Genomic DNA, 13,020 nt, shown 5'->3' with positions numbered 1-13,020 from the left:
GTGAGCAGGAGCGAATCCGCGCGGTCCGTTAAGGCCGGAGGGATGAGGCCGGGAATTCGCGAGGACGGCGCGGGGCGGGGATTGCTAAGGGGCGCGCCCACCCGCCCCTTAGCCCGTCCGCATGCGCAAGCGCCGCTGAAACTGCCAGAAGCCTGGCGGGCGGAACCCCCTCAGAGTCCCGCGCTGCTAAGCGCACAGCTCCGCGCTGCTGAGCGCTGCTTAGCGCATAGTCCCCGCGCTGCCCTCTCCCGGCTGAAAACAAAAAGCCTCCGTATGGAGGCTTTTGTCTTACTTGCCGGCGACACCCGCCGCTGCATAGCGTTTTATGACAACATCTGAATGGCCAGCGCATAAAGGCGCTGGTGCTCATCGTCACTGACTGGCTCTTCTTCCGCATAACAGGCAATCATTGAGCTGACTTTATCAGAGGATAAAGCTTCTCCATGAAGATGCAGCGTTAATACGGCGCGGCCGACGATTTTCAGAATGTCTTCGCTATGTCCCTGGAGACTGTGACTCAATGAAATTGACCTCTGAAGTAAATTCGCTCGCCAAATGGCGCGCTCAATATAGATCAAAACAACAAGGATCTTTAATCAGAATTTCCTTATGCTGCGTAATATATAAGCCTGACCCCGGTAAAACTTACCCTGAGTTGTCGCTGAAAAACGACGTAAAAGCGTTAATCTCCTTATTTGCCGGATGATTTTTATGCACCAGAAGATCGTTCCGGATAACAATTTATTAAAACTTTGCAACAATAGTCTCCCTGCAGCGTGACGGCACTCTGCTCTCTGACCAGCCGTATGCGCCAGGCGAATTACCGTTGCTGCCCGCGTGGCTTTCTGCCAGACTGGCCGCGTTATCTTCCCTCCTATCTGAGACATCTTTGTGACTGCTTTTTCAACCCTGACGCAACTGCCCGCCAGCCAGCTCGACAATCTGCGCGACATGGGCTTTGATGCGATGACGCCTATTCAGGCGGCGTCGCTTCCCGCCATCCTTGCCGGCCACGATGTGCGTGCGCAGGCGAAAACCGGCAGCGGCAAAACTGCTGCATTTGGTATCGGCCTGCTTAACCGTATCGACAACAGCCAGTTTCATACTCAGGCGCTGGTGCTCTGCCCGACGCGTGAACTGGCTGAGCAGGTCAGCAATGTACTGCGTCAGCTGGCACGCTTTACGCGTAATATTAAAATCCTGACGCTGTGCGGCGGTCAGCCGATGAGCGCACAGCGCGATTCGCTGGTGCATGCCCCGCACATCGTCGTCGGCACGCCAGGCCGCCTGCTGGATCACCTTAAGCGTGATAATCTCGATCTCAGCCAGCTGCAGACGCTGGTGCTTGACGAAGCTGACCGCATGCTGGAAATGGGTTTCCGGGATGATATGGAAGCAATTATCGGCTTCACGCCCGCCGCACGGCAGACGCTGCTTTTCTCCGCGACCTGGCCTGATACCATTGCCAGCCTGAGCCAGCGCTTTCAGCGCGACGCGCTGGCGGTTGCCACTGAAACCGAAGCGGAACTGCCCGCGATTGAGCAGCAGTTTATTGAGGCGAGTGCCGGCGAGCGCGTTAACCTGCTATGCGCCCTGCTCAGCCAGCAGCAGCCCGCTTCCTGCGTGGTGTTCTGCAATACCAAACGTGAATGCGATGATATTGCCGCCGCACTGAACGATCGCGATATCAGCGCGCTGGCGCTGCACGGCGATCTGGAGCAGCGCGATCGTGAACGCGTGCTGATCCGCTTTGCCAACGGCAGCAGCCGCGTGCTGATCGCCACCGACGTCGCCGCGCGCGGTCTGGATATCAAATCGCTGGCGCTGGTCGTGAACCTTGAGCTGGCGTGGGACCCGGAAGTACATCTGCACCGCATTGGCCGTACCGGGCGCGCGGGCGAAAAAGGACTTGCCGTAAGCTTTGTGGCACCTGACGGAATGGCACGTGCTCATGCGCTGGAGGATTACCTGCAGCAGAAGCTTAACTGGGTGGCCGCGGGCACCTTAAAAGGCAGAGCGGCACAGGCGCTGCCTGCAGCCATGATGACGCTCTGTATTGATGGCGGGCGCAAAGCGAAAATCCGTCCGGGTGACATCCTCGGCGCACTGACCGGTGAAGCGGGCTTCAGCGGCGATCAGATCGGTAAAATTGATCTGACGCCTTCACACGCCTACGTTGCCATTGCGGCCTCACAGGCAAAAAAAGCGCTGATCAAGCTCAAAGAGGGTAAGATCAAAGGCAAAAGCGTACGCGCTATTCTCCTGAAATAGAGCGGCTGTAGCGTGAGGGCGATCGCGCCCTTGCGCTAAATTTTCTTCTTCTCCCTTCATTTTTATCGCGCTCTGCCGATAAGTTAATCATGGCACTTCCGCCCTCTCCCTGCTCCGCCCAGATTCTGCCCCGAGGCCATGATGGATAATTTTCAGAAAGAGATCGACGAACGCGCAAACCTGGCGCTGTCCAACAAATTTGAACTGCTGCTGTTTCGGCTGGGTTCCGATCGGCTGAAAGGCAAATCTGAGCTGTATGGCATCAACGTGTTCAAGCTGCGCGAAATTGTGCCCATGCCCGCGATCACGCGCGCGGCCGGGATGAACTCGCCGCTGCTCGGCATGGCCAGCATCCGGGGGCAGTTTATTCCGGTAATCGACCTGCCAGCCGTGACCGGCTGTAAACCGGAAACCGGCCTGAATCTGCTGCTGGTGACCGAATATGCGCGCAGTACCCAGGCGTTTGCAGTGGAGTCGGTAGAAAACATTGTGCGTCTTGACTGGAATCAGGTGCATACAGCAGAAGCGGGGATCAGCAGCCGCAATATCACCAGTATCGCCTGCCTGGACAGCAATGGCGAAAGCAACAACCTTGCACTGGTGCTCGACGTAGAGCAGATCCTCTATGACATCATTCCTTCGGTACGTGGCGTTGAGCCTGGCGCAGAGACAGTGAAAAACTTCAATCTCAAGCCGGGTGCGGTCGCTATCGTGGCAGAAGATTCCAAAGTTGCCCGTCAGCTGCTTGAACAGGGGCTGAAAAGCATGGGTATTCCGGCCCTGATGCACAACACCGGCCTGGAAGCGTGGATAAAAATCAACGAAATGAAGAAAGAGGCGCAGGCCAGCGGCGAATCAATTCACGATAAAATTGCCCTGGTTCTCACCGATCTGGAGATGCCGGAGATGGATGGCTTCACGCTGACGCGTAATATCAAGCGTGATGAGACGCTGCGCCATATTCCGGTTGTCATCCACTCTTCGCTGTCCGGCAGCGCCAATGAAGATCATGTGCGTAAGGTCGGTGCAGATGGGTATGTGGCAAAGTTTGAGATCAACGAGCTCTCCAGCGCCATTCATAGCGTGCTGGAAAAACAGCGCTAAGCCCTGTTTTTACCTCTTCCTTTAAGGCGCGATTATCGCGCCTTTTTTATTGCTGCTATTCCTTCCGCCGCGAAACAGTACCGCTTATTCATCAATAAGTAGCCCTTCTAACGGATCTGTGCTGCCACGCGCAAAAATTAAAGTAAATACATTAGTTACCGATAACTGTTGCGCCTTCGCTGGCGATTATGGAGAGCACTCGCGCAGGAAGGTTCTTATTTTCCTTTTAAAAACAGCCTGTCACGGCAGATTGCCAATCTGCTGATGCATCCTATTACTGTCTGATTTCTGGCAAACGGGGAGAACCAATGTTGAGCATCAAGAATATGAAAGTCGGGGTACGCCTGGGCATCGCCTTTGGCCTGGTGGTGGCTCTGTTAGTGGTCGTGGGCGTGACGTCATGGCTGAAAATCAGCAATATCAAAACCGGCATCACCTCCATTGTAGAGGATCGTTTTGTTAAAGTTCGCCTCGGCTTCGACGTGCGCGATGGCGTGAATGACCAGATTAAATATCTGCGCGGTATCGTAATTGATACCACACGGCCGGAAAACAACGTCAAACGCTTTGCTCAGCTCGCGGATGCCACGGCGCAGACCAACAGCGCGATGAAAAAGATTGAGGCGATTCAGGTCACGCCGGTGGGTAAAAAGAAAATTGCCGGGTTACTTGCCGCCAGCAAACTGTTTGAACAGCAAAAAAATGACGTGCTGACGCTGGTGCGTGACGGCAAGGCAGATGAAGCCAGCAACTATGTGCTGAAGAAAATTACTCAGACGCAAAACACCTTTTTACTCAGTGCGGCCGCCTTTGCCGACTCTCAGGCCAGCCAGCTCCATCAGGAGGGAGTAGGCATCATCAAAGATGGCACCACGGCGATTCAGGTTTCCGTTATTTTTACGGCTATCGCCATCGCGGCTGCCGTGCTGCTGGGCCTGCTGCTGACCCGTTCCATCGTGCGTCCGCTTAATGAAGCTGTGGCCGTCGCCAGCAAAGTTGCCGCCGGCGATCTCAGCTCGCGCATAACGGTCCGCAGTAAAGATGAAACCGGTGTGCTGATGCAGGCGCTGCAGACCATGAACGACAATCTGATGACCATCGTCTCTAACGTACGCGCCGGCTCCGATACTATCGCCGTCGCCTCTAATCAGATCTCCAGCGGTAATATCGATCTCTCTTCACGCACCGAGCAGCAGGCCAGCTCACTGGAAGAGACCGCCTCCGCAATGGAACAGATGACCGCTACCGTGAAGCACAATGCCGACAACGCGCGCGAGGCAAACTCGCTGGTATCGAAAACCTCTGAGGTGGCCAAAGAGGGCGGCGTGGTCATGGAGCAGGTGATCGACAAAATGGAGGCGATTGCTTACTCCTCTAAAAAGATTGTCGATATTATCAGCGTCATCGACTCTATCGCTTTCCAGACCAATATTCTGTCGCTCAATGCCGCCGTTGAGGCCGCACGTGCCGGTGAACAGGGTCGCGGCTTTGCCGTGGTCGCTTCGGAAGTCCGTAACCTGGCCCAGCGCTCTGCCTCCGCCGCCAAAGAGATCAAAGTGCTGATCGAAGATTCCGTGACCAAAGTTGATGAAGGCAGCCGCCTGGTTACGCACGCCGGCTCCACTATCGGTGAAGTTGTCAGCAGCGTGCAGAGCGTGGCTGAGATCATGAGTGAAATTACGATTGCCAGCAGCGAACAGAGCAGTGGCATTGGTGAGATCAATCAGGCGATTACACAGATGGAAGCGGTGACGCAGCAGAATGCTTCGCTGGTGCAGGAGGCATCCGCTGCCTCACAGGCGCTGCAGGAGCAGGCCGATCGGCTGGCACAGTCGATGAGCGTGTTTAAAACCGCGCTGGCTTAATGCCATACGGCCGGGCCGCCTGTTACGGCGACCCGGCTGGGGTCAGTTGAACAGCGACCAGGCCACAGAAGAGATAGCCAGCAGCCCGATAATCACAACAAAGAGGTTGCTGATTTTTCCGCTGTACTGGCGCATTGCCGGGACTTTCTGAATCGCATACATCGGCATCAGGAACAGGATCGCCGCGATAACCGGGCCACCCAGCGTTTCAATCATGCCAAGAATACTGGGGTTCAGCGTCGCCACCAGCCAGGTGGTCAGCAGCATAAACAGCGTGGTCAGACGGTTCAGCTTCTGCGGCGCGAGCGCTTTTCCCCGGCTGCGCAGCGATTTGGTGACGATACCGTTAAAGCCTTCACGCGCGCCCAGATAGTGACCCAGAAACGATTTCGTGATCGCCACCATCGCGACAATGGGTCCCAGCCAGGCGATCATCGGCACCTGAAAATGGTTAGCCAGATAAGAAAGAATCGTGATGTTCTGCGCTTTGGCTGCCTGCAAATCGGCGGGCGACAGGCTCAGCACACAGCTGAACACAAAAAACATCACCGTGACCACCATCATCAGGTGCGCGCTGGCCAGAATGCGCGAGCAGCGTTTTTCCGCACCGGCACCATATTCGTCGCGTTTTGCCACGGCAAACGAGGAGATAATCGGCGAATGGTTAAATGAAAACACCATGACCGGAATCGCCAGCCATAGCGTCATCCACAGATTGCCGCTGCCCGTTGCCTCGCTGAACGACAGCGTTTGCAGCGCCGCGCCGTGCCAGTGCGGAACCAGCCAGGCTGCCAGCAGCATCAGTACAGCAACAAAGGGAAAGACCAGAATACTCATTGCCTTAACGATCATCTGTTCGCCAAAGCGCACGATAACCATCATTCCGCTGATCAGCAGCAGTGACAGCAGCGCGCGCGGCGGCGACACCATGCCGAGCTGATGCACGATAAAACTGTCAACGGTATTGGTTATGGCCACGCTGTACATCAGCAGGATGGGATAGATCGCAAAAAAGTAGAGCAGCGTAATGATCTTACCTGCCCCGCTGCCGAAGTGCTCTTCCACCACGTCAGTGATATCTTCACCCGGATTTTTACCCGAGAGGACGAAACGCGTCAGCGCGCGGTGCGCATAGAAGGTCATCGGGAATGCCAGCACGGCCATGATCAGCAGCGGCAGCAGTCCGCCTGCGCCCGCATTGATGGGCAGAAACAGTACCCCGGCACCAATCGCCGTACCATACAGACCCAGCATCCACACCGTATCACTCTTGCTCCAGCCCCTGGCCGCTCTGGCGGTTGCCAGCGTGCTGGTTTGTGAGTTATTCATCACTCTCTCCAGAATCATCATCATTGCAGCCGGTTTCCGGCTCTCTGTTCACGGCCAGCCGCTGCCGGCAGCCGTTCAAACGCGCTCATGCTATACGTTTTTTTCGCCGCGTGGGGGGCACAACGCAAGATACGTGTCACAAAAGCAGCAAAAATGCGCAGGCTGATAATTTTCTGCTGCAAAAACGCACAAAATCAGCACGCAATCGATTGCCTGACATTATTTGACCTGAGTCACAGAAATAGTGCAAGGGGAAGTAAGAAAGAGCGCGGGTAACGCAGCGGACTCTCCCGGCTGCTGCCCTCTTCTGCCAGTGGCAGAGATCAGAAGGCAACGCCGGGAGGGGTAAATCAGAATGCACGCATTCTGTATAACGCATAGAGGAAATAGTACGCTGTGAGTGAGTTCAGATTCATAATCATGTACTTCAGTTTTTCATTCTTATTCAGCAGGGTGAAAATACCTTTTGAGTATTTCCCGCGCTTTATCTGTTCTATTTCTGTTGCGATATCTGCTGGCGAAAAGGACGCGTGATACATCGCGGTGACAATCTGCATATCCAGCGCCAGCACGCGTTTTGAGATCCCTTTCAGAAAATGGTCCAGTTCGCTGGCCTGATATTTATCCACGATAGTGTCATACAGCGCGGTCAGCGACTGCTTGCGCACCTTTAATTCACTGTACTGCACCTTCTGTTTAGAGAGCGAGCCGCTGGTATCTTCGTAGTGATAAGCCGCGTTAGGCGTGATCAGGAAGTTGCTGATGCAGCTAAAATATTTGAGGTTAAACAGCAGATCTTCACTCATGGAGATCCCCTCAAGGAAGCGCAGATTCAGCGAGTCAATAATCTCCCGGCGATAGCATTTGTTATGCAGATAGCCGATGTTGTCGCTGATCTCCAGCTCGCCCAGTACATAAGGAATGTCATGCTGACTGAAAAAGCCCGCCTGCGACACCTTGCCAATGCGATCGTCATTCAGGTGGCCGACCATCAGGTCTACGGTTTCAGCTGGCCAGGCGTTGAGATTCAGTTTGAAGCTCATCAGAAAATTGTCATCGACCCAGTCGTCGGCGTCCAGGAACAGCACGTAGTCGCCGCGCGCCTTCAAAAGCCCGGTATTACGCGCCGCGCTGACGCCGGCATTGATCTGCTCCAGTACGGTTATCTGCGGATAGCTGGCAAACTCAGCCAGAATCTGCGCGCTGTCATCGCGGCTGCCATCGTTAACCACGACCACTTCATAACTGCTGAACGTCTGGTTCAAAACGCTCAGCAGCGTGCGCCGGATAGTATTTTGTGAGTTATAAACGGGAATGATGATACTGAAGAGCGGATTGTCATTCATGATAAACTCTCTTTGCTGTCTGAGGTTTTGTAATTGCTAAACAACTGCCATAGCTTTCTGGGGTTGAAAAAAACCTGATGGATCCGCGCCACGGGCTGCGCGGTGAAGAAATAATTAAGCAGGGAGAAAGAGACGAATTCGGTAATGACCACGCTCAGCGCGGCACCGGTCAGGCCGTAATGCGGCACCAGCAGCAGCGACGAGATCAGACAAATAACCAGAACCGCGAAGGTCTTTTTGATCAGGAATCGGTAACCGTTATATTTCACAATGAAACGGTCCATTACGCTGCTCAGCACGCCGCACATCGCACCCACGCTCAGCAGCAGCGTAGGAGCGACCGCATCCAGATAGGCGTTGCCATAGAAGTGGCCAATAAACCAGCCTGACAGCAGCCAGATCCCCAGAATCACCAGCGCGGAAACGCCAATCACCAGCAGATGCAGCTGCTGCGCTTTGACAATTGCCCGTTCGCGGTTGCGCTCGGCAAAGAAAGCGGGATAAAACGACGCCAGCAGCGCAGCCGGTAAAAACACCCATGCTGTAGAGAGCGTCAGCGCTACAGAGAAAATGCCCGCCTCTTTTACCCCGAGGAAGTAAGAGACGCTTACCTGATTGACGCGCGTATAGATGCCGACCGCAATGGCCGAGATCACCAGCGACATGCCCGATGCCACCATGTAGCGCGAATACTGTTTAAGCTGACGCAGCGCCGGCAGCGGTTGATGGCGTTGCTGGCGTGTAAACAGCGCGAGCTTGATGACAAAGGGAATAAAAGTGGCGAGCACAATCGGGATCGCCAGGTAGTGCGGGTCCAGCTCCAGCCAGGAGATGAGGAATCGCACCGAGAGACTGATCGCCAGCCCGATAACGTTAGCGATCACGTTGAGACGGGCATTCAGCATCGCCTCGTTGTAGATGTTAACCAGATCGAGCGCTGAGAAAAGGCAGGCCAGCGCAGCGGCACAGATAAACACCACCGCGTCCGGGCTCCATTCCGCTTTCATGATCAGCATGCCGCTAATCGCCAGGACGCTGTAGACGCCCAGTACCAGCAGGCCCGCCGCCATCATCAGACGGATCCCCGAACGATGATTCTGCGCAATGCGCTTCAGCAATATGACATCGCTACCCATGACCGCGATGCTCTGCAAAAACTGAAAAATCAGCATGGAGAGCGAGATAATGCCAAAGGTGGTCGGGCCGACATATTTGGCGACGTAAGAGGTCACAAAAATCAGGCCAAACACGGCGATCAGCTTTTCCGCGATCATCCACATTGAGTTTCTGAGTTTTTCTTTCATTCCTGCTCCCCTACGCTTTACGCGCCAGGCGGCGCAGCTGTGAAACGCCGCGCGGGCTGACAAAAAAGAGAGTGAAATAGAGGCTCCAGGGATTCAGCATCGGGCCTGAAGAGAGGTACGCGCGGAAACTGCGGCGATAAAGCGCGATGTAATCTTCAATAAAGGCGCCGCTGAATTCACGGCTGTTCAGCCCTTTGCTGATATAGGAAGAGGTGACCTTAAGCACGAGATGGTAGTAATAGCGGTGGTGCTGCCGGGTCATAAACGCCTTCATCCGGCCAAACGAACGCGCAAAGGAGAAGTGCTTTTCCCGCAGCGCCGACCGGGTGGCAGAATTGTCTGACTTCACGTAGTGGTAAACCACGCGCTCGGTGACAATCACCTGCTGGTTCTGCAGCAAATAGAGGTAGTTCATCACAAACAGCAGATCTTCGAAGTTGAAGATCTCTTCGTTAAAGCGCAGCTGATGCTGCCGGATAACGTCTGCGCGAAAGACCTTGTCGCAGATGCCGTGACGGGGATGAAAATAGAGTACGTCGTTGACCGCTGCCGCCGCGCTCATCTGCCGCGATGCGTCACGGTTAGCAGGCTGGTCCAGCGGCTCACCGGCAGGCGTAAAATGCTGCGACTCGCCGATACACATGCCGATATTCTCCTGCATCAAGGCCACCCAGGTGGCAAAGGCGTCGTGCGGCAGAAAATCATCAGCGTCTAAAAAACAGATAAATTTACCGCGCGCGCTGCGCAGCCCCTGATTACGTGCCGCAGAGACCCCCATATTGGGCTGTTCAATGATGTGGAATTGCGGGTGGTGCGCAAATCGCTGAAGAATGGCCTGCGACGTATCCGTGGATCCATCATTGATAAAAATTGCTTCAAAGCGCACTTCCGTCTGCTGCAGCAGACTATTAATGCTTCTTTCCAGATAGGCAGCCGCGTTATACACCGGCACAATGACGCTCAGTAACACGTCGTTTACGGGATTTTGCATGAGACCTCAGAACGCGGTTTGTCAGTATTAATAAGGCGAACGCAGCGGCGTTAAACATTGCTGTTCAGATAAACCACGCACTTTATGGCTTATTCCTGCGTCCGGCTTAACTGTATTCCGGATTTTTTTCGGAGTTTCCTCAGTAAGGAATTCCGCTAATTAAATAAATGAACCGCCAAAGCAATAATAAGAATTTCGCCATAAATCTATGGCCAGACTATTTATTATTCATTTATAAATGCACATCGATGACGATGTGTATTTGCCTGCGATTTGCCTCTCATTCCATCTGAATGGCAGGAAAAAAACGGCTGATCTCACATCGACACCAGAAATATATGGTTTTTTATCAATATCTTATAAGTAATAAACTTACCGCGCTGTGCGGCCCGGCAGCACGTAATTCGTTTTGCCGACTTTTCAGCGGCCTTAACGTAACGAGCGGCAACATTAATGATATGTGCTGTGCGCCCTGCTCTTTTATTATTCCGCTGCGTCTGTTGCGCCACGTGAAAAGCAGGAGGCATTAATCCAGTACGGCTATCGCAGCCATACTGCAATGGGCTTCAGGCCCTAAAAATGCGATCTGTTTCAAAACTTTAAACGGCATTCTCTCTGCTGAACCCGTCAGGGTCAATGGGGCGGTCAGGAAAACAGAATTTACGCAGTAAGTCCGCAATTAATAAAAACGCAGATTGATTAGCCCCGGGAAAGGAATATCAGGCTGACTGATAAGATAAATGCGTAAAGGTCACCAGGATTAATATCAGTGAAAAACGATCGCGGTTCCGCTGTAAATCACAGCACCAGAGCGCCACCGTGACTTAGGCCAAATAACGGTTAAAAGAAAATCACTTTCTGCCGATAACGCTATCAACAGAACAATCGGTGAGCCTGTAAATGATCTCCCTGCAAACCAACCTTTCTGCCCTGAATGCGGTGCAGAACACAAACAAAAACCAGTCAGCGCTGGGAACAGCGATACGCAATCTCTCTTCCGGGATGCGTATTAATAGCGCGAGTGATGATGCCGCAGGACAGGCGATTGCCAACCGGATGCAGAGTCAGCAGCGCGGTTTGCAGCAGGCGCAGCGTAACGCAGGCGATGGGTTATCGCTGGTCAATACCACTGCAGGCGCCCTGGATGAGATTAACAATCGCGTTCAGCGTATCCGGCAGCTGGCGGTACAGGGCCTTAACGGAACCCTTTCGCAGGGTGACGCCGATGCCATTCAGGGAGAGATTAACCTGAACCTGAAAGAGATCGATCGCCTTAACAGCACGGCTGCGTTTAATGGCATTAAAACGCTCGACGGCAGCGCCGGAAAAATCGGTTTTCAGGTCGGCGCGAACGATCGGGAAAAAATTATGCTGGATCTTTCTGCGCCCGGTTTTAGCGTTGGCGCGCTGGGTCTGAAAGATCTGGTGATTGGCGGTATCAGCGGCAAAGTGACGCCCGTTAACCGCGTCACCGGCCTTGCCACCAATATGGACTTTACTAATCCGGCCATCACCGTGACGTATATGCCCCCGTCAGGCGCGCCGCAGCTGATGCGCAGCAGTGCGGATAATCGCCAGTATGTGCAGAGCACGGGCGCTGACGGCAAGCCGGTATACTATCTTGCAGCGGTAAGCGCGCGCTGGGACACGGCTAACGCTGCCGGAACGGTAGCCATCAGCCGCGCCACCTCTGCCCCGCTCTACAACAGCGTAAGCAACATAGCGCCACGCGCTATTCCGGCCGTTAATTTTCAGCAATCGGATGGCAGTGCGCTTACCGCTACGCCTCCGGCGCACCTGACCGTTGATAACGGCAGCTATTATATTGAGCAGGGTGGTCTCTATCATGCGGCGACGCTGGACTTCGGCAGCAGCGGAAATGTGATCGCGCAGGCAACCAGCGCCCCGACAAAAACCAGTGCCGATTTTGCTACCCTGCCAGCCGCTGTGACGCAGACGCCGGCGATCAATACCGGCAGCGCCACGCTCAGCTTTACGGATGCCAGCGGAAATAGCGTGAGTAGTGCGCGGCTGCTGCAAAGCGGATCGCAATATGTGATGGAGGTGGATAACGGCAGCGGTAATTATCAGTACTTCAACGCCGCGCTGGCTGCGCATACTGACGACACCGGCAGCAGCTCGCTGGCTATCAGCGCCATCAGCAGCAGCGCTATCAATAGCTTTAGCAGCGTAAACCGCGTAACCGGTACCGCTTACGTGACGCTGGATCCGGCAAACGTTGAGTTGCGCTATACCGATGTCTCAGGCCAGAGCGCCAGCGACGTACTGCGACTGGATGCTGACGGCAACTACTATATGGATGCGCCGGATATCGGGATCGATAAAACCGCCACCTTTGTTACTCACGACAGTAACGGCAGCATCATGCTGAAAACGCTGCAGGGTACTGGCGATATTCAGATCTATTTTCAGGCGGGCATCTCTTCGACCACCGATGCCTCAACCAACCTGACAACCATGCGCGTCTCTGAGATGGGAGATGAGATCCGCCTGAAGCATCCGGATGATCCGCTGGCAACGCTGGATCGCGCCCTGGCGCTGATTGACAGCCGTCGCAGCCAGCTGGGTGCGCTTGCCAACCGGCTCGAGTCGGCGCAGCGGCTGCAGAGCCAGAGTACAACGGATTATGCGGCGGCGCGCTCGCGCATCGAAGACGCTGATTATGCGCAGGAAGTATCAGTGATGGCACGTCAGCAGATTCTGCAGCAGGCCGGAAATTCAGTGCTGGCAAAAGCGCAGCAGGAACCGCAGCAGGTGCTTAAGCTGCTGCAGGGATAAGGGGCAACCGC

Annotated in this window: 9 protein-coding genes; 4 read left to right on the top strand and 5 right to left on the bottom strand. The window is 54.5% G+C overall.

The window, feature by feature from the left end:
- Positions 1–323: 323 nt before the first annotated feature.
- Complete coding sequence (locus SB719_RS17100) at positions 324–578, bottom strand: hypothetical protein (RefSeq protein WP_412159508.1); 255 nt, start codon at positions 576–578, stop codon at positions 324–326.
- 313 nt (positions 579–891) lie between these two features.
- On the opposite strand from SB719_RS17100, the gene dbpA reads away from it, so the two are divergent.
- From dbpA to SB719_RS17085, 3 genes are all read left to right on the top strand, one after another.
- Positions 892–2,271: an ATP-dependent RNA helicase DbpA gene (gene dbpA / locus SB719_RS17095; protein WP_292972541.1), complete on the top strand. Its 1,380-nt coding sequence runs from the start codon at positions 892–894 to the stop codon at positions 2,269–2,271.
- A 141-nt stretch (positions 2,272–2,412) separates the two neighbouring features.
- Positions 2,413–3,375, top strand: coding sequence for a chemotaxis protein (locus SB719_RS17090; RefSeq protein ID WP_065650503.1), 963 nt, complete (start codon positions 2,413–2,415; stop codon positions 3,373–3,375).
- Between the two features lie 308 nt (positions 3,376–3,683).
- Complete coding sequence (locus tag SB719_RS17085; protein WP_304235386.1) at positions 3,684–5,240, top strand: methyl-accepting chemotaxis protein; 1,557 nt, start codon at positions 3,684–3,686, stop codon at positions 5,238–5,240.
- 42 nt (positions 5,241–5,282) lie between these two features.
- On the opposite strand, the gene SB719_RS17080 is transcribed toward SB719_RS17085, so the two are convergent.
- The 4 genes from SB719_RS17080 to SB719_RS17065 form a co-directional block, all read right to left on the bottom strand.
- On the bottom strand, positions 5,283–6,569 hold the full coding sequence (locus SB719_RS17080; protein WP_065650504.1) for an HAAAP family serine/threonine permease: 1,287 nt from the start codon (positions 6,567–6,569) through the stop codon (positions 5,283–5,285).
- A gap of 350 nt (positions 6,570–6,919) precedes the next feature.
- A complete protein-coding gene (locus tag SB719_RS17075; protein ID WP_065650013.1) occupies positions 6,920–7,915 on the bottom strand; it encodes a glycosyltransferase family 2 protein in 996 nt (331 codons plus the stop codon).
- Positions 7,912–9,219, bottom strand: a complete 1,308-nt coding sequence (locus SB719_RS17070; protein WP_065650014.1) for a flippase — start codon at positions 9,217–9,219, stop codon at positions 7,912–7,914. Before SB719_RS17070 ends, SB719_RS17075 begins: the two co-directional genes overlap by 4 nt.
- Positions 9,220–9,229: 10 nt before the next feature.
- Positions 9,230–10,210, bottom strand: coding sequence for a glycosyltransferase family 2 protein (locus tag SB719_RS17065; protein ID WP_304235387.1), 981 nt, complete (start codon positions 10,208–10,210; stop codon positions 9,230–9,232).
- A 900-nt stretch (positions 10,211–11,110) separates the two neighbouring features.
- On the opposite strand from SB719_RS17065, the gene SB719_RS17060 reads away from it, so the two are divergent.
- Positions 11,111–13,009 (top strand): flagellin, encoded by a 1,899-nt coding sequence (locus SB719_RS17060; protein ID WP_412159507.1) that lies wholly within the window; start codon positions 11,111–11,113, stop codon positions 13,007–13,009.
- Positions 13,010–13,020: the final 11 nt, after the last annotated feature.

Source organism: Pantoea sp. SIMBA_079 (assembly GCF_046940275.1).
Classification (GTDB): Bacteria; Pseudomonadota; Gammaproteobacteria; order Enterobacterales; family Enterobacteriaceae; genus Pantoea; species Pantoea borealis.
This window is presented reverse-complemented; position numbering and strand designations above follow the sequence as displayed.